This is a genomic window from Microbacterium sp. BDGP8 (genome assembly GCF_029991045.1).
GTDB classification, from domain to species: Bacteria; Actinomycetota; Actinomycetes; order Actinomycetales; family Microbacteriaceae; genus Microbacterium; species Microbacterium plantarum.
Genome location: NZ_CP120712.1, coordinates 2,051,917 through 2,067,838 on the forward strand (window position 1 = coordinate 2,051,917; position 15,922 = coordinate 2,067,838).

The 15,922-nt window shown below is 70.2% G+C and carries 16 protein-coding genes and 1 tRNA gene; 6 read left to right on the forward strand and 11 right to left on the reverse strand.

Translation table 11 applies throughout. The features are described from left to right. Nucleotides 1–10: 10 nt before the first annotated feature. Nucleotides 11–1,216, forward strand: coding sequence for an MFS transporter (locus P6897_RS09835; RefSeq protein WP_112617008.1), 1,206 nt, complete (start codon nt 11–13; stop codon nt 1,214–1,216). 24 nt (nt 1,217–1,240) lie between these two features. On the opposite strand, the gene P6897_RS09840 is transcribed toward P6897_RS09835, so the two are convergent. Further along, nucleotides 1,241–1,648, reverse strand: a complete 408-nt coding sequence (locus P6897_RS09840; protein ID WP_112617009.1) for a pilus assembly protein CpaE — start codon at nt 1,646–1,648, stop codon at nt 1,241–1,243. A gap of 46 nt (nt 1,649–1,694) precedes the next feature. On the opposite strand from P6897_RS09840, the gene P6897_RS09845 reads away from it, so the two are divergent. Beyond that, nucleotides 1,695–2,864 carry an acyl-CoA dehydrogenase family protein gene (locus P6897_RS09845; RefSeq protein ID WP_282501075.1) on the forward strand — a complete coding sequence of 390 codons (1,170 nt, stop codon included), beginning with the start codon at nt 1,695–1,697 and terminating at the stop codon, nt 2,862–2,864. Between the two features lie 110 nt (nt 2,865–2,974). On the opposite strand, the gene P6897_RS09850 is transcribed toward P6897_RS09845, so the two are convergent. After that, a complete protein-coding gene (locus P6897_RS09850) occupies nt 2,975–3,247 on the reverse strand; it encodes a metal-sensitive transcriptional regulator (RefSeq protein ID WP_023954607.1) in 273 nt (90 codons plus the stop codon). Nucleotides 3,248–3,306: 59 nt separating this feature from the next. Between P6897_RS09850 and P6897_RS09855 the strand changes: the two genes are divergently transcribed. Together P6897_RS09855 and P6897_RS09860 are read left to right on the forward strand one after the other, a co-directional pair. Further along, nucleotides 3,307–4,587, forward strand: coding sequence for a DUF445 domain-containing protein (locus tag P6897_RS09855; RefSeq protein WP_274178562.1), 1,281 nt, complete (start codon nt 3,307–3,309; stop codon nt 4,585–4,587). 4 nt (nt 4,588–4,591) lie between these two features. Beyond that, complete coding sequence (locus tag P6897_RS09860) at nt 4,592–5,065, forward strand: histidine phosphatase family protein (protein WP_282501076.1); 474 nt, start codon at nt 4,592–4,594, stop codon at nt 5,063–5,065. A 7-nt stretch (nt 5,066–5,072) separates the two neighbouring features. Here P6897_RS09860 and P6897_RS09865 read toward each other — a convergent pair whose 3' ends face one another. After that, nucleotides 5,073–5,549: a YbaK/EbsC family protein gene (locus P6897_RS09865; RefSeq protein ID WP_274178564.1), complete on the reverse strand. Its 477-nt coding sequence runs from the start codon at nt 5,547–5,549 to the stop codon at nt 5,073–5,075. A gap of 94 nt (nt 5,550–5,643) precedes the next feature. Here P6897_RS09865 and P6897_RS09870 point away from each other — a divergent pair, with 94 nt between their 5' ends. Next, a complete protein-coding gene (locus P6897_RS09870) occupies nt 5,644–6,714 on the forward strand; it encodes a Glu/Leu/Phe/Val dehydrogenase family protein (RefSeq protein WP_282501077.1) in 1,071 nt (356 codons plus the stop codon). Nucleotides 6,715–6,830: 116 nt separating this feature from the next. Here the strand turns inward: P6897_RS09870 and mgtE are convergent, their stop codons facing one another. The 5 genes from mgtE to P6897_RS09895 all read right to left on the reverse strand — a co-directional run bounded on the left by mgtE (nt 6,831) and on the right by P6897_RS09895 (nt 13,650). Then, a complete protein-coding gene (gene mgtE, locus P6897_RS09875; RefSeq protein WP_274178566.1) occupies nt 6,831–8,189 on the reverse strand; it encodes a magnesium transporter in 1,359 nt (452 codons plus the stop codon). Nucleotides 8,190–8,557: 368 nt separating this feature from the next. Further along, the gene (locus P6897_RS09880; RefSeq protein WP_282501078.1) at nt 8,558–10,204 is read right to left on the reverse strand and encodes an ABC transporter ATP-binding protein; all 1,647 of its coding nucleotides are present in this window, start codon (nt 10,202–10,204) and stop codon (nt 8,558–8,560) included. Further along, a complete protein-coding gene (locus tag P6897_RS09885) occupies nt 10,201–11,118 on the reverse strand; it encodes an ABC transporter permease (RefSeq protein ID WP_282501079.1) in 918 nt (305 codons plus the stop codon). Before P6897_RS09885 ends, P6897_RS09880 begins: the two co-directional genes overlap by 4 nt. After that, on the reverse strand, nt 11,115–12,080 hold the full coding sequence (locus P6897_RS09890) for an ABC transporter permease (protein ID WP_274178569.1): 966 nt from the start codon (nt 12,078–12,080) through the stop codon (nt 11,115–11,117). Before P6897_RS09890 ends, P6897_RS09885 begins: the two co-directional genes overlap by 4 nt. A gap of 43 nt (nt 12,081–12,123) precedes the next feature. Continuing rightward, the gene (locus P6897_RS09895) at nt 12,124–13,650 is read right to left on the reverse strand and encodes an ABC transporter substrate-binding protein (protein ID WP_282501080.1); all 1,527 of its coding nucleotides are present in this window, start codon (nt 13,648–13,650) and stop codon (nt 12,124–12,126) included. A 150-nt stretch (nt 13,651–13,800) separates the two neighbouring features. On the opposite strand from P6897_RS09895, the gene P6897_RS09900 reads away from it, so the two are divergent. After that, nucleotides 13,801–14,469 carry a DUF1028 domain-containing protein gene (locus P6897_RS09900; RefSeq protein WP_274178571.1) on the forward strand — a complete coding sequence of 223 codons (669 nt, stop codon included), beginning with the start codon at nt 13,801–13,803 and terminating at the stop codon, nt 14,467–14,469. Here P6897_RS09900 and P6897_RS09905 read toward each other — a convergent pair. The 3 genes from P6897_RS09905 to P6897_RS09915 form a co-directional block, all read right to left on the reverse strand. After that, on the reverse strand, nt 14,450–15,043 hold the full coding sequence (locus P6897_RS09905; RefSeq protein ID WP_282501081.1) for an XRE family transcriptional regulator: 594 nt from the start codon (nt 15,041–15,043) through the stop codon (nt 14,450–14,452). The two genes, P6897_RS09900 and P6897_RS09905, sit on opposite strands and share 20 nt — an antisense overlap. Before the next feature lie 98 nt (nt 15,044–15,141). Then, complete coding sequence (locus P6897_RS09910) at nt 15,142–15,708, reverse strand: NADPH-dependent FMN reductase (protein WP_023954623.1); 567 nt, start codon at nt 15,706–15,708, stop codon at nt 15,142–15,144. A gap of 90 nt (nt 15,709–15,798) precedes the next feature. Next, nucleotides 15,799–15,871: transfer RNA gene (locus P6897_RS09915), tRNA-Ala, on the reverse strand. Between the last annotated feature and the right edge of the window lie 51 nt (nt 15,872–15,922).

Genomic DNA, 15,922 nt, shown 5'->3' on the forward strand with positions numbered 1-15,922 from the left:
CCGTTGAGGGGTGGCGGGATATAGAGAACTGCTGCGCGCACCGGGTGTCGCGCGCATCATCGCCGCACAGTTGACCGCTCGCTTTCCGAGCGGGATGACGAGCCTCGCCATCCTGCTCCACATCGAGCACGTGACCGGGTCCTACGGGTCGGCCGGTCTGGTCCTGGCGGCGACCTCAGTCGGACAGGCGATCGCAGGTCCGGTGACGAGTCGATGGATGGGCGTCTGGGGCATGCGGCGGGTACTGACGCTGACGCTCGCCGTGTGCGCGGCGTCGATCGCTCTGCTCGCGGTGCTCGACGTGCCGCTCTGGGTCTACATGGCGCTCGGTCTCATCGCGGGCCTGTCGACCCCGCCGGTGCAGTCGGCCGTGCGCACGATCTACCCGAAGATGGTGACGTCGCGGCAGCTCACCCCCCTCTTCTCCCTCGACGCATCGCTGCAGGAGATCATCTGGATCATCGCGCCGGTGCTCATCACCTTCGTCGCGCTGCAGGCCGGCACCGTGCCGGGGCTCCTGCTCGTCGTCGTCATCCTCATCGGCGGCGGCGCGTGGTTCATCTCCTCGCCCGAGCTCGGACGCGTCCGCATCCCGCGCAGCCGGCGCAGCCTGGGCCGCGTGCTGCTCAAGCCGCCGGTCATGCTCGCGACCGCGACCGGCTTCCTCCTCATCGGCGCGTGCTCCGCGGTCGAAGCGGGCGTCGTCGCGTCGTTCGGTCACGGCGGACTCGAGTCCGGCCTCGTCCTTGCGGTCTTCGCCGTCGGCAGCCTGGCCGGCGGCCTGTCGTTCGGCCACATCCCGATCGGACGGTGGGCCATGGCTCGCCGCTTTCTCATCGTCACCGTCGGGCTGGCGGCGACCATCTTCTCGCTCAACGCCTGGTGGCTCGGCGGCTCGCTGCTGGTCGCCGGCATCGGCATCGCGCCGGCGCTCGCGGTCATGTTCGCCATCACCTCGGCGAGCGTGAAGTTCAGCGAGACGGCCGAAGCCTACGGCTGGATCGGCACCGGGCAGCTCATCGGAGCCGCGGCGGGTTCCGCCATCGCCGGTTTCCTCATCGACGGTGTGGGCCCGCAGGGCGCATATGTGGCCGCTACCCTGTTCGCCGTCGTCGGCCTCGTCGTCGCGGTGACGTGCGTGCAGTGGTTCCCCGACCTCCGCGGGCGCGACGCGTCGCCCATTCCCGACACCGCACCGGTCCACACGATTACGTGAGGCTGGTTCCGCGCGGACGATCGCTCAGTCGTTGACGCGCTGCAGCATCGCGAGGACGGCCGCCGCGTAGGCATCCTCGGGCTGCGGATGCTCGAACGCCAGCTCCTCGCCGGCGAACTCGATCTCCACGCGGTGAGTGTCCGCGAGCCGGCGCAGACTCCGGAAGCCGCCGCGGAGCATCTCACGCAGCTGGTCCTCACGGGGAAGCCAAAGCGCCTCGTCGAGCGCGACGGAGTCGAGCGCCCACTCCGTCGTGCCGTTGAACGCGAGGATCGTCCCGGTCGGATAGCGCCGCGGCTCGATCGTCATCTCGCTGACGGTGAAGACGTCGGCCTCGAACTCCGGCTCGTTGAGCTGGAAGCGGTCTCCAGATGCCGGGCGCCAGACGAGCCCGGCCTCGCGCAGGGCGAGCGCGGCGTCGGTCGAGATCATGCCCCCATCCTGCACCAGGCGACCGGGTGAGGAGGGCGGGAGCAGAATGGATGCCGTGAGCGACTTCGACCCGGCCCGATACCTTCCCGACAGCCTCATCGAACGGATCCGAGAGCGAGCCGCGGGCGTCGACGCGGACAACGTCTTCCCCGACGAGGATCTCGCCGAGCTGCGAGAAGCCGGCTACCTCGGCATCCTCGTTCCGGAAGAGCTCGGCGGCGCGGGCTTGTCGCTCGCGCAGGCATCCGTTCTGCAGCAGCGGCTGGCCGGTGCCGCGCCCGCGACAGCGCTCGCGATCAACATGCACCTCGTGTGGACGGGTGTTGCCAAGGTGCTGTCCGACCGCGGTGACGACGCCCTGCGCTTCGTGCAGGAGGGCGCCGCTGCGGGCGAGGTGTTCGCGTTCGGCATCAGCGAGGCGGGCAACGACCTCGTCCTGTTCGGCAGCGACACCGTGGCCGAGCCGCAGTCCGACGGCGGGTACGCCTTCACGGGCACGAAGATCTTCACCTCGCTCGCTCCGGTGTGGGACCACCTCGGGCTGCACGGCCTCGACACGACGAGCGAGGACGCGCCGAAGATGGTGTTCGCCTTCGTCGACCGCACCGACGCGGTCCGCACGCGCGACGACTGGGACACCGTCGGCATGCGGGGGACGCAGTCGCGCACGACCGAGTTGCACGGCGCCCTCGCATCACCGAACCGCGTCGTGCGCCGCCTCTCCCCCGGCCCGAACCCGGATCCGCTCGTCTTCGGCATCTTCTCGGTCTTCGAGCTGCTGCTCGCGTCGGTGTACACCGGCATCGCCCGACGCGCTCTCGACGTCGCCGTCGTCGCCGCCCAGTCGCGCACCTCGAAGAAGACGGGGCTGGCGTACAGCCAGGATCCCGACATCCGCTGGCGCATCGCCGAGATGGCGCTCACGTACGACGGGATGCTGCCGCAGCTCGAGGCGATCGCGCGCGACATCGACGAGCGGGCCGATCACGGCGGCCTCTGGTTCGCGAAGCTCAGCGGGCTGAAGCACCGCGCCGTCACCTCGGCGAAGGCCGTCGTCGACGAGGCGATGCTGGTGGCGGGCGGGTCGTCGTACTTCTCCCGCTCCGAGCTCGGTCGCCTCTACCGTGACGTCGTAGCAGGGATGTTCCACCCTTCGGATCCGGAGTCCGCCCACAGCACCGTCGCCGCCGCCTGGCTCGGCCCTCTCACCCCCTGACCGGTTGCCCGCTCGGCCCGGGCCGGTCGACTCGCCACAAACCGCGGATGCCGGGGCCACCGGATCCGCAATTCCTGGCGACTCGACGGTAGGCGGAGGGACGGATGCGGTCAGCGGGTCTCGAGGTCATAGGCCTTGAGGAGCTCGGCGACGGCCTGCTCGCGATCGGCGCCGCCGTTCTCGAACATGTGGGTCACGTGGGTGCGGAGGTGGTTCTCGATGAGGAGCTTGTCGAGCGAGGCGAGTGCCTTCTGGATGGCCCGTGACTGGGCGATGATGTCCATGCAGTAGTCCTCGTTCTCGATCATCCGGGCGAGCCCGCGGACCTGGCCTTCGAGGATGCTCGTGCGGCGCAGGGCTCGCTTCTGGATGTCGTCGATCACGCGGTCAGGATACGCCGAGACCGGCCCCGCTCGGCGAAGCCCCGTGGGAGGATGACCGGATGGCACGCACGCCGACCTCCCTGCTCTCCCCCGCCGACCAGGCTCGACGCCAGGGGCTGCGGCGGATGAAGGCCGTCGCCCTCGGCGCGCTGATCTTCATGGCGATCGTCTTCGCGATCTCCTTCCCCCTGCAGCAGACCGTCCCCGCCTTCGGCTATGTCCGCGCCGCCGCGGAGGGTGGCATGGTCGGAGCCCTCGCCGACTGGTTCGCCGTCACGGCGCTGTTCCGGCATCCGCTCGGCCTGCCCATCCCGCACACGGCGATCATCCCGAGGCGCAAGGACGAGATCGGCCACACCCTCGGCGAGTTCGTCGAGACGAACTTCCTCGAAGCGGGCGTCATCCGCGGCAAGCTCGAATCGATGGGCATCGCGACGCGGCTCGGCGCGTGGTTGCGGCGTCCCGAGAACGCGGAGCGCGTCTCGGCCGAGGCATCGGCGGCGGCATCCGGCATCCTGACGGCGCTGAGCGACGACGAGGTGCAGGACCTGCTCGAAGACCTGGCGCGCGAGCACCTGCTGGCCCCCTCCTGGGGGCCCTCGATCGGGGGATGGCTCGAGCGCGTCGTCGGCGCCGGCGCTCACCACGGCGCCGTCGATCTCGCCATCGACAACATCGAGACCTGGCTCGTCGCCAACCGTTCGGTGTTCACCGGGCTCGTCTCCCGCCGCCTGCCGTCGTGGTTACCGTCGGTGGCAACACGGCTCGTCGACGACACCGTCTACCGCGAGGCGCTGACGTTCGTCGCGGCCGTGCGAAACGACCCCGAGCACCCGGCACGAAAGGCCATCGACGGCTACCTCGCTCGTCTCGCCGGCGATCTGCAGGGCGAGACCGAGACGGCGGCGCGGCTCGAGGCCGCCAAAGCGGCGGTCTTCGACAGTCCTCGCGTTCGCGCCCTGGCCGCCGAGGCGTGGGGCACGGCGAAGGCCGGTCTCGTCCGCTCGCTCGGCGACGCCGAGAGCCCGCTCCGCCGTCGCATCGCTGCCGCGCTCACCGAGGTCGGCGAACGCCTGTCGACCGAGACGGCACTGCAGCAGCGGATCGACGCGCGCGTCATCGACGCCGCCGCGACGCTCGTGGCCCGGCATCGGGCCGACATCGCCTCGGTGATCACCGAGACGGTCGAGCGCTGGGACGCTCAGGAGACGACCGAGAAGATCGAGCTCATGGTCGGCCGCGACCTGCAGTACATCCGACTCAACGGCACGATCGTGGGATCGCTCGCCGGACTCGTCATCTACACGATCGCCCACGCGGTCTTCGGCGCGGGAGGATGATTCCATGACGACGCTCATCCTCGCGCGGCATGCCAAGAGCGACTGGGGCTCGCCCTCACTCGACGACCACGACCGTCCGCTGAACGACCGCGGCATGCGCGACGCCCCCGCGATGGCTGAGCGGCTGGCGAGCACGGGCGTCGAGGTCGAGCGCATCCTCGCCTCGACCGCGCTTCGCGCTCGCACGACGGCGGCCGCCTTCGGTGCCGTGCTCGGGCTCGAACCCGAACTGCGCGACGAGCTCTACGGCGCCTCGGCGCGCGTGCTCCTCGACGCGGCGAGCGGCAGCGGTGCGCGGTCGGTGCTCGTGGTGGCGCATGACCCGGGGATGACGGTGCTCGCCGAGCGTCTGTCGAACGGCGGCATCGGCGGGATGCCGACGTGCGCGGTGGCCACTTTCACGTGGCGGACCGACGACTGGGATGTCGCGACCGCGACCGACCCCGACGAATGGACCTTCGACAGCCCGAAGGGCTGAGCCCCGCTCAGACGACGGCGACGACCGTTCCGCCGGTGAGGCGCACCAGCTCGTCGAAGGTCAGCGGGAAGACGGTGTGCGGGGTGCCGCCGGCCGCCCAGATCTCGTCGTACTGCGCGAGGTCTTCGTCGATGAGCGTCGCGAGAGGTGCCGGGTGTCCCGTCGGCGCGACCCCGCCGATCGCCTGTCCCGTCGCGGCGCGGACCTGCTCGACGCTCGCGCGCGTGATCGCGCTGCGCCCGGTGCGCTCGGCCAGTGCGGCCGTGTCGACGCGGTGCGCCCCGCTGGTCATGACCAGCAGCGGCTCGCCGTCGGACCAGAAGACGAGGCTGTTGGCGATTGCCCCCACCTCGACGCCGAGCGCCGCTGCGGCGAGGGCGGCCGTGGATGCGGCATCCGGCAGAACGACGATGTCGCCGAGGATGCCGGCAGCGCGCAGGGAGTCGTGGACGATTCGGCTTCGTGGAGGCAGATCGGTGGTCACGCTCACACTCTAGAAGGGGCACAATGGGCTGTATGCCGCAACGCCGCGGCACGGAGAGCATGAGCCCACAAGGCTCCGCCGAAAGAGGATCGCGATGACCCACGCCCTGCCCTTGCCCGATTTCACGCACGAGCGCGTGGAGGTGATCACGGGGCGGCGGAGCGGCCTCTTCATCGCCGCCGCGCTGCACTCCTCGGTGCTCGGCCCCGCCCTCGGCGGCGCCCGGGTGTGGACGTACCCGCACTGGAGCGACGCCCTCGGCGACGCCCTGCGCCTGTCGGCGGCGATGACGCTGAAGAACGCAGCCGCGGGTCTGGATGCCGGCGGCGGCAAGGCCGTGATCGGACTGCCTCCGGGAACCGTGCTCGACGCCGAGCGGCGCCGTGCCGCATTCCTCGACCTCGGTGACGCCGTCGAGTCGCTGGGCGGCCTGTACCGCACGGCCGAGGATGTCGGCTCGACCACCGACGACATGCTGACCGTCAGCGAGCGAACGGCACACGTCGTGGGGCTCCCCGACCGCGTGGGAGGCTCGGGCGAGCCTGCCGGCCCGACGAGCATCGGCGTGCACGCGTCGCTGCTCGCGACGCTCGAGCGCGCGACCGGTTCTCGCGAGGTCGCCGGACGCCGGGTCACGATCGCCGGGCTCGGACAGGTGGGCAGCCGTCTCGCCGTGCAGCTCGCTGCCGAGGGGGCGGAGCTCACCGTGACCGATGTGAACCCCGCGAAGCGCGAGCTCGCGACGAGCCTCGGTGCAACGTGGATCGAACCCGCCGAGGCCCACCTCGCCTCGGCCGACGTGTTCGTGCCAGCGGGCATCGGCGGGGTGCTGACCGACGAGGTGATCGACGCCCTCGATGCGCAGGCGGTGTGCGGACCGGCGAACAACCCGCTGGCGCACCGCTCCGGCGCCGACCGCCTGGCCGCGCGCGGCATCCTGTACGCCCCCGACTTCGTCGTGAACGCCGGCGGTGTCATCTACCTCGACCTCGCTGCGAAGCAGCGCGATCGCAGCGAGATCGCGACGCGCGTCGAGGGCATCGGCGACGTGCTGCGGCGCATCTTCGACGAGGCCGACTCGCGCGGTGTCACGCCGCTCGCCGCCGCGGAGTCGCTCGCCGCCGAACGCCTCGCCGCCGGGGCAGCGCGCGACGCCCTGGTCTGACCGCGTAACCGGGATGCAAGGGATCGTGGCCGACACGCCGGCGGAACGGCATCCGCACCGGCGCGCCGCGCCCGATCCCTTGCATCCCGGCACCGACCCACGGCGCAGGCAGGACCTCAGATCTGCAGGATGGCGCGGGCGATCAGGAAGTACAGGATGAGCCCGCTGGCGTCGACGAACGTCGTGATGAACGGGTTCGAGAACACCGCTGGGTCCACCCGGATCGCCCGGGCCAGCAGGGGCATGACTCCCCCGACCGTCGCGGCCATCGTGCACACCGCGATCAGGGTCGCCCCGATGACGAGACCGATGCGCGGCTCATAGACGAGGGCCGTGACCGCGAACCCGACAAGCCCCAGGATGCTGCCGAGGAAGAATCCCACGCGCACCTCGCGGCTCAGCACCCGCACGACGTCGCGAGGTCGCACGTCGCCCAGCGCGAGCGCACGCGTGACCGTCGTCGCCGCCTGATTGCCGGTGTTGCCGCCGGTGCCGATGAGCAGCGGGACGAACAGCGCGAGCACCGTGATCTGGGCGAGCGTCGCCTCGAACGCCGACAGCACCTGCACGGTCAGGGTCGCTCCGACAGCCAGCACCAGCAGCCAGACGACGCGTGACCGCACGATCTGCAGGATCGGCGTCGAGAGGTAGGGCCGGCGCAGCGGCTCGGCGCCGCCCTGGCGCGCGGCATCCTCGCTCTCCTCGTGCTCCAGGATGCGGGCGGCGTCGTCGACCGTCAGGATGCCGACGAGCCGCTCCTCACTGTCGACGATGGGCAGCGCGAGCAGGCCCCGCTCGGTGCAGCGACGCGCGGCGGTCTCGGCGTCGTCGTCCACGCTCGCGGTCTGCGCGCTCTGCATGATGTCGCGGAGGCCGGCGTCGGGGTCGGCGGCGAGCAGGTCGCGCAGGCTGACGACCCCGGCGACGCGACGACCCGCGTCGACGACGGGGAGCGTGTACACCGTCTCGGCGTCGTGCAGACGCGCCCGCACCCGGTCGAGCGCGCCCGCGACCGTGCTGCCGATCGGAACCGACACGAACTCCGGGCTCATGCGGCGCCCGATCGAGCCGCGACGGTAGCCGAGCACGGCGGCGGTCATCTCGCGCTCGTGAGCGGGAAGCCCGCGCATCAGCCGGGATGCGAGCGATGCCGGCAGCTCGTCGACGAGCCAGGCGCGGTCGTCGGGGTCGAGGTCGCCGAAGATGTGCGCCACCTCGGCGTCGCGCAGGTCTCCGATGAGCTCCCCCTGCATGTTCGGCGAGAGCGCTTCGAAGACCTGCAGCGCGTGGTCCTTCGGCAGCAGCCGGTAGGCGACGGCGCGGCGACGACCGTCGAGTCGCTCGAGCACCTCGGCGAGACGCTCGGGCTCGACGTCGGCGAGAGCGGCCGCGGCCGACGGCAGATCACCGCGCGACAGGGGCGCGGCGATGCCGTCGACGACGATGGTCAGTTCGTTGATCTGCTCCGGAGTCATGGGAGCCCTCCTCATGTGGACGCGCGCACATCCGTGGCATCGTCACGAAGACGACGGCACGGAGAACATCGCGAAGCCTGCTGGCGCGTCGCACCGCGGCTCGTCCGCTCAGGAGTCGATTCGGTCGACGAGCGGGCCGGCAGCGGGCGCGGCGCTGATGATCTCGCGATGGCAACTATCACCGCTCATTGAGCACCTCACCTCACTTCCTTTTTCTCGCAGGTCGACGACGGGCAGATGAGGATCTGCCGTCGATCACGGGCCGGGCGGCGGCACATCGGATGCCGCGGGCCGAACCCCGCCGACCATGCTACGCCTCGCACCTGAACGAACCCGACAGCGCCGTCGCGACCCGCGCCGTCGCCAGGTCACGGAAGCGACAGGCGGACCCGCGGCTCCTCGGGCGGCACGGCGGCGAGGAGTCGCCGGGTGTAGTCATCCGACGGCTCGGCGAAGATCTGCCGGGCCGGCGCCGACTCGACGACCTTGCCGTCGCGCAGCACGACCACGTCGTGACTCATCTGCTGCACGATCGCGAGGTCGTGGGCGATGAAGAGGTACGTCAGTCCCAGCTCGCCCTGCAGGTCGCGCAGAAGGTCGAGCACGCGCGCCTGCACCGAGACGTCGAGCGACGCCGTCGCCTCGTCGAGGATCATCAGCTCCGGTTCGAGGGCGAGGGCGCGAGCGATCGAGATGCGCTGACGCTGCCCGCCCGACAGCTCGTGGGGGAACCGGGTCGCGAATGCCGCGGGAAGACCGACCATGTCGAGGAGCTCTGCCGTGCGCCGTTCTCTCGCGACGGCGTTCGGCCCGCCGAGCCGGTGCACGGTGAGGGGTTCGGCGATGGCGTCGCCGACGCTCCGTCGCGGGTCGAGCGAGGCGAACGGGTCTTGGAAGACCATGGAGATCCGCCGGCGCTCGCGCCGCCCGGCGCGCAGCACGTCGCGTCCGGCGAGCGTGGCGGTGCCCGAGTCGGGGCGCACGAGACCCGTCAGGGTGTTCGCGATCGTCGACTTGCCCGAACCCGATTCCCCCACGAGGGCCGTCGTGCAGCCCCGCCGCACCGAGAACGACACCCCGTCGACGGCGTGGATGGTGCGACGTCCGGTGGGAGTCGGGATCGTGAACGACACATCGAGATCCGTCACGTCGAGAAGGACGTCGGATGCCGCGGGCTCGGGCGGGCCGGCATCCGCCACGATCCGCGGCCGCGCGCGGAGCAGCTCTCGCGTGTAGTCGTCTTCGGGGGCGGCGTAGATGTCGCCGATGGGCCGGTGCTCGCGGGTCTGTCCCTCGCGCAGTACGAGGACGTCGTCCGCCACCTGCCCGATGACGCCGAGGTCGTGGCTGATCCACACCACGGCGGTGCCGCGCTCGTTCTGGAGCTCGCGCACGAGGTCGATGATCTGGGCCTGGGTGGTGACGTCGAGCGCAGTCGTCGGCTCGTCGGCGATCAGCAGCGCCGGATCGCAGGCCAGCGCGATCGCGATCATCGCGCGCTGACGCTGACCGCCGGAAAACTGGTGGGGGTAGGCGTCGACGCGCTCGTCGGGCCGCGGCAGCCCGACAGCGTCGAGCAGGTCGATCGCGCGCGTACGCGCCGCGCGACGAGAGAGGCGGCGATGGGTCTCGAGCGACTCGGTGATCTGGCGGCCCACGGTCAGGAACGGGTTGAGCGATGTCGACGGATCCTGGAAGACGAAGCCGACACGGTCGCCGTGCACGCTGCGCAGCGTGCGCTCGGATGCACCGACGAGCTCCACACCCGTGGCATCGATGCTGCCGTCCTCGTTCCGGCGCCGCAGCACGCTCGACCCGCTGACACGCGCCCCGGGTGCGTCGATGAGCCCGGTCGCGGCGAGCACCGACATCGTCTTGCCCGACCCCGACTCGCCCACGATACCGAGGGTCTGGCCGGCGATGACGTCTAAGCCGAGGCCGTGAACGATCTCTCTCGTACCGATGGTCACGCGCAGATCGCGCACCGAGAGCACCGGGTGAGCAGCGGCGGTCATCGCGCCCTCCTCGCTTCGATAAGGGTCCGCTGACGCGGATCGAGGATGTCGCGCAGGCCATCGCCCACGAGGTTGAAGGCGAGCGCCGTGACGAAGATCGCGGCGCCGGGAAAGACGCTCATCCACCAGGCCTGGCCGAGGAAGCCCTGCGCGGTGAACAGCATCCCTCCCCACGAGGGCGCGGGAGGCTGCACGCCGAGTCCGAGGAACGACAGCGCCGCCTCGGAGAGGATTGCGAAGGCGAGCGAGAGCGACGTCTGGACGACGACGGGTCCGGCGATGTTGGGGAGGACGTGGCGGCTGAGGATCCACCATCCGGGCGTCCCCATCGTCTGCGACACCTGAACGAACGCCGAGGTGCGCACCGACAGCGCGCTGGCTCGAGCCACCCGGGCGAAGATCGGGGTGTAGACGATGCCGATCGCGATCGTCGTCGTCACCTGGCCGGGCTGGAAGATCGCGACGATCGCGAGCGCGAGGAGCAGCACCGGGAACGCGAACATCACGTCGACGACCCGCATGAGGGCGGCATCCACCCAACCGCCGCGATAGCCCGCGATGGCCCCGATCGCGAGGCCGAGAATGAGGGCGAACAGCACGGCGACCACCGCGATCGTGAGCGAGGTCGACCCCGCCACGAGCACACGCGAGAGGACGTCGCGACCGAGCTCGTCGGTGCCGAACCAGTGCTCGGGGCCGGGCGGCTGCAACGCACGCGAGACGTCGATGTCGTTGATGCCGTAGGGGGCGATCCAGCCCGACAGCACCGAGAGCAGCACGATGGCGAGCAGGCCCGCACCGCTCACCACGGTCGTCGGGTTGGACAGCAGCAGACGCCAGGCAGGCGTGCGGCCATGCTCGGTGGCGGCGGGTGCCGTGGCGGGCTCGGAGGCGGAAGAGGCGTCGATGGTCATGAGACACGGATCCTCGGGTCGGCGATCGCGTAGAGCACGTCCACGATGAGGTTGACCGCGATGAACATCACGGCCACCAGCAGCACGGCCCCCTGGATGAGCGGATAGTCGCGGGCGGCCACGGCTTCGAACACGAGACGTCCGAGACCCGGCCAGGCGAAGACCACCTCGACAACGACGACGCCGCCGAGAATGGTCGCGAGCTGAATCCCGGCGATCGTCAGAACCGGAACCAGAGCGCCGCGCACGATGTGCCGGAACGTCACGACACGGCGCGGAAGGCCCTTCGACACCGCGGTGCGGACATACCCCGCCGACGCCACGTCGATGACGGCCGCCCGGATGTAGCGGGTCATGATCGCTCCCGCGACCAGGCCGACGGTGAGCCCGGGCAGGAACACCTGTCGCAGCCACCCGCCGGGGTCGGTGCCGAAGGCGACGTAGCCACTCGCCGGCAGCCAGCCGAGCGTCACGGAGAAGAGCGAGATGAGCAGCATCCCGAGCCAGAAGTCGGGGATCGAGACGCCGAACTGGCTCGTGAGCCGCACGATGACATCGCTCAGGCGTCCCTCGCGGAGGGCTGAGTAGATGCCGGCGGGCACGGCCAGGACCAGCGCGATGACGAGGCCGACCAGAGCCAGCGAGACCGTCGCCGGCAGGCGGTCGAGCAAGGTCACCGTCACCGGCTGGCCGTTGCGGAAGCTCACCCCGAGGTCCCCCGTGACGGCGCTGCCGAGGTAGCCGAAGAACTGCTCCCACAGCGGGCGGTCGAGACCGGATGCCGCGCGCAGTGCCTCGTAGGCCTCGGGGGTGTACCGCGTGCCGAGGGCCAATCGCACCGGGTCGCCCGGCACGAGCTGGATGAGGGCGAAGACGACGACGGCGACCCCGAGCAGCACGAGCGCCGACGAGAGCAGGCGCACGCCGAGGAACCGCGCGATGCGTGCGGGGCTGATTCTCATGAGGCCTCCTCTCGGGGGGACCGTGGTGCTCGAGGTCGTCATGTCAGTCGCCGATCGATGCGCCGGCGAACCGGATGGCGCGGTCGGCGCGCGTCTCGTAGCCCGAGACCTGCGGCGACCACACCTGGATGACCGACGGGTTGTAGAGGTAGATGTAGCTGGCCTCGTCGGCGATGATGGTCGCGGCCTGGGCGCAGAGGCCCTTGCGCGCGTCCTGGTCGACCTCGACACGGGCGGCGTCGAGCAGTCCGTCCACCTCACTGTTGGAGTACTTCTGCGCGTTGCTGGCCCCATTGGTGTGGTGCTGCGAGTAGTAGAAGTCGTCGGGGTCGATGTTGCCGAGCCAGCCCATCATGAGCATGTCGAAGTTGCCGGAGTTCTGCTCGTCGAGCCAGGTCGAGAAGTCGGGCTGGCGGATCTGCACGTCGATGCCGAGCGGTTCGAGGTTCGCGGCGATGATCTGTGCAGCCGTGACGGTCTCGGGGTAGTCGGACGTGGCCAGCAGGTCGAGCGTTCCGCCGGCGAAGCCGGCCTCGTCGAGCAGCCCGCGGGCGGTGTCGAGGTCGGTCGAGTACCGGTCGTACGAGGTGTACCAGACGCTCTGCTCGGGGATCGCGAGCTGGTTCTGGGCTGCGGTTCCGTAACTGACCGCCTGGACGATCGCGTCGCGATCGATCGCGTAAGCGATCGCTTGCCGCACCCGCACGTCACTCCACGGTCCCCGTGCCTCGTTCAGCGCCAGGTACCAGTAGTCGCTCGAGGGCGTGAGGCCGAGCTGCACCGCGTCGTCGCCCTGAAGGTCGGCGACCTGCTGCGTCGGCACGACATCGGTCCACTGGATGTCTCCGGCGCGGAGCGCGGCGAGAGCCGTCGCCGGCTCGGAGATGAAGCGGAACTCGACACCGCCGAGGTCGGGCGCACCACCCCAGTAGTCCTCGTTGGCGGCGAGGTCGATGCGGTCGCCGGCCGTGTAGCTCGCGACCGAGAACGGTCCGGTGCCGATCGGCGCGGTGGTGATGTCGCCCGACTCGACGTTCTCCTTCTTCACGATCGCCATGCCCTTGAAGCCGCCGAGGTTGCTCAGCAGGTTCGGCGTGGGCTGCGACACGGTGATGACGACGGTGTCGTCGTCGGGAGCGGTGACGTCGGTGACCGCGCTGAACTTCCAGGCGTTGGCGAGTTCCTCGTCGATGATGCGGTCGTAGGAGTAGACGACATCCGCGCTGGTGAAGTCGGATCCGTCGTGGAAGGTGACGCCGTCGCGCAGATCGAAGGTCCAGGTGAGCTGGTCGTCGCTGACTTCCCAGCTCTCGGCGAGAGCGGGCTGCATCTCGAGGTTCTCATCGGGGGCGACAAGCGTGTCGAAGACGTTCTCGAGCACCTCGAACGCGAAGTACGAGCTCGTGCGATGCGGGTCGAGCTGGTCGGGTTCACCGCCGATGGCCGCGACGAGGACGTCTCCTTCGACGCCGGCGGCGCCGTCGAGGTCGACGCCTTCGCCCGCGGAGCAACCGGCGAGGGTGAGCGCCGCGACGAAAGTCACGGCGCCGAATGCGGTGCGCTTGTTCATGGTCTGCCTATCGGGTCATCGGTCAGGGCATCATCGCTGGTGCATCATTTTGATGATGATTCGATCAGTATGTGCCACCATGAGGGAGGGCGACAAGCACAGGCCCATCTCGAAACAGAATCTTCACAATCGCCCCGCGAGAGGAATCGCATGACCTTCACCGTCCTGGCACGCGACGGCCGTACGGGCCTGATCGGCGCCGCCACGGCGAGCAGGTCGCTCGCCGTCGGCAACGCCGTCATCGAGGTGCGGCGGGGCGTCGGCGCGGCGGCGAGCCAGGCCTGGACCAACCGGGCGTTGCGGGGCCGCCTTCTCGACGCCGTCGCGTCGGGATCCGCAGCGGATGCCGTCGCCCTCATCCCCCATTGGGATGACGAGCCGGCACTGCGCCAGGCCGCCGTCCTGCCGTCGGCAGGTCCCGGCGCAGCGCACACGGGTGCGGACACGTCGCCGTGGAGCGGCCACCTCGTCGAGAGTGACCTGATCGTCGCCGGCAACCTGCTGACCGGCGAAGACGTGCTCACTGCCATCCGAGACGCCTGGATGGCAGGTGACGACGATGACGAGGTCGCCCCGGCCCCCGATGCGGCCGCGTTCGCCGCGCGTCTCGTCGCCGCTCTCGCGGCGGGGGAAGCGCAAGGCGGTGATCGCCGGGGTCGCCAGAGCGCTGCGGTCGTCGTGACCTCGTCGAGTCTCGCCGGAGACGCATGGGTCGACCTCCGGGTCGATGACCACGGCAACCCACTCGCCGAGCTCCACCGGCTCGTCGAGCTGCGCGCGAGCGATCTGCGCGCGGATCTCAGCGCTCGAAGGGCGTAACGGCGCCGAGCACGACCGTCACATCATCGTGCCCGTTGGCCCACCAGTGCGCCTCGGAACAGCCGTAGGTCACCGTGTCGCCGGCTTCGAGCCGCACGCGGCGCTCGCCCTGCGCGACGATGAGCACCCCGCGTTCGACCGTAACGGTCTCGGTGCCGATGTGCCGGAACGGGCGGCTCTCGTTGCTGAACCCGACCGGCAGGGTCGACCGGATCAGCTGCAGCATCGACTCGCCCCGGGGGGTCAGCAGTTCGCGGACCGACTGCTGACCGGCGGGGATGTCGGCGATCGGCGGCATCCGGTGCCCCTGGCCGGCGACCACGACGGCGAGCTCACCCGCCGGCTCGTCGAGCAACTGGCCGACCGGCACACCGAGGGCACCCGCGAGTCGATGGATCGACTGGAGCGACGGATTGCCCATTCCGCGCTCGAGCTGGCTGACGAGCCCGAAGCTCACTCCCGCCTTCTCCGCGAGGGCGTGCACGCTCAGCCCGAGGCGCTTACGCGAGTCACGGACGGTCGCGCCGAGAGCGCGCACCGCTTGGGCTTCGTCGGTCTCGGGAGGGCGCGTCACGCCTGTCACCCTACCGGCGACGACACCATGCGCCGGGGTGCATCACGACGACAGGGCGCCCGACCGTGTGGTCGGGCGCCCTGTCGAGAGGGGTCTGATCAGCTGGCGGCAGCGAGGTTCTTCGCGACGTGCGCGTGCACGGCCTTCAGCCACGAGAGCAGGAACTCGGACGTCGACTCGTTGGTGACGGTGCCGTCGTCGTCGATCAGCCCCTCGGTGAGCTGCAGGTAGCCCTCGGGCTGCGAGAGCTCGGGCGACGCGAGGAACGAGAGGATCGAGCGCAGGTGCTGCTGCGCGACGGCGGTGCCCACCGCGCCGATGGAGATGCCGATGACGGCGGACGGCTTGCCGGCGAAGCTGTTGTCGCCCCACGGACGGCTCGCGGTGTCGAGAGCGTTCTTCAGGACGCCGGGCACCGAGCGGTTGTACTCGGGGGTGACGATGATGACACCGTCGGCCTTCTCGACCGCAGCCTTGAACTCGGCAGCCTCGGCGGGGATCGACGCGTCGTTGTCAGCCGAGTAGAAGGGCAGCGGTGCGATCGGGATCTCGGTGAGCTCGAGCCCGGCCTGCGGGGCCAGCTTGGTGAGCGCCTTCGCCAGACGACGGTTGATCGAGGTCGACGAGATGCTGCCGACGATGACGCCGACGTTGTAGGTGGTCATGGACGAAACCTCCCGGGGGATCGATTCATTTGCATACAGTGTACCCGTCGTAGAACGCGAAAAGCCCCCGCGATGCGGGGGCTTTCTCGGTGGACCTGAGGGGATTCGAACCCCTGACCTCTTCATTGCGAACGAAGCGCGCTACCAACTGCGCCACAGGCCCGGAACTCCCCCACACTATCACGCTGTCAGGGTGCACCCGCGCGCGCACAAT

Coding starts and splice junctions, on each gene's coding strand:
- P6897_RS09840 (WP_112617009.1), bottom strand. CDS start 1,648: ATGATCTCGACCGACGCCGCGCTCGCCCTGCGCGAGGCCGGGCTCGTC.
- P6897_RS09845 (WP_282501075.1), top strand. CDS start 1,695: ATGGATGCCGTGAGCGACTTCGACCCGGCCCGATACCTTCCCGACAGC.
- P6897_RS09855 (WP_274178562.1), top strand. CDS start 3,307: ATGGCACGCACGCCGACCTCCCTGCTCTCCCCCGCCGACCAGGCTCGA.
- P6897_RS09860 (WP_282501076.1), top strand. CDS start 4,592: ATGACGACGCTCATCCTCGCGCGGCATGCCAAGAGCGACTGGGGCTCG.
- P6897_RS09870 (WP_282501077.1), top strand. CDS start 5,644: ATGACCCACGCCCTGCCCTTGCCCGATTTCACGCACGAGCGCGTGGAG.
- mgtE (WP_274178566.1), bottom strand. CDS start 8,189: ATGACTCCGGAGCAGATCAACGAACTGACCATCGTCGTCGACGGCATC.
- P6897_RS09880 (WP_282501078.1), bottom strand. CDS start 10,204: ATGACCGCCGCTGCTCACCCGGTGCTCTCGGTGCGCGATCTGCGCGTG.
- P6897_RS09885 (WP_282501079.1), bottom strand. CDS start 11,118: ATGACCATCGACGCCTCTTCCGCCTCCGAGCCCGCCACGGCACCCGCC.
- P6897_RS09890 (WP_274178569.1), bottom strand. CDS start 12,080: ATGAGAATCAGCCCCGCACGCATCGCGCGGTTCCTCGGCGTGCGCCTG.
- P6897_RS09895 (WP_282501080.1), bottom strand. CDS start 13,650: ATGAACAAGCGCACCGCATTCGGCGCCGTGACTTTCGTCGCGGCGCTC.
- P6897_RS09900 (WP_274178571.1), top strand. CDS start 13,801: ATGACCTTCACCGTCCTGGCACGCGACGGCCGTACGGGCCTGATCGGC.
- P6897_RS09910 (WP_023954623.1), bottom strand. CDS start 15,708: ATGACCACCTACAACGTCGGCGTCATCGTCGGCAGCATCTCGTCGACC.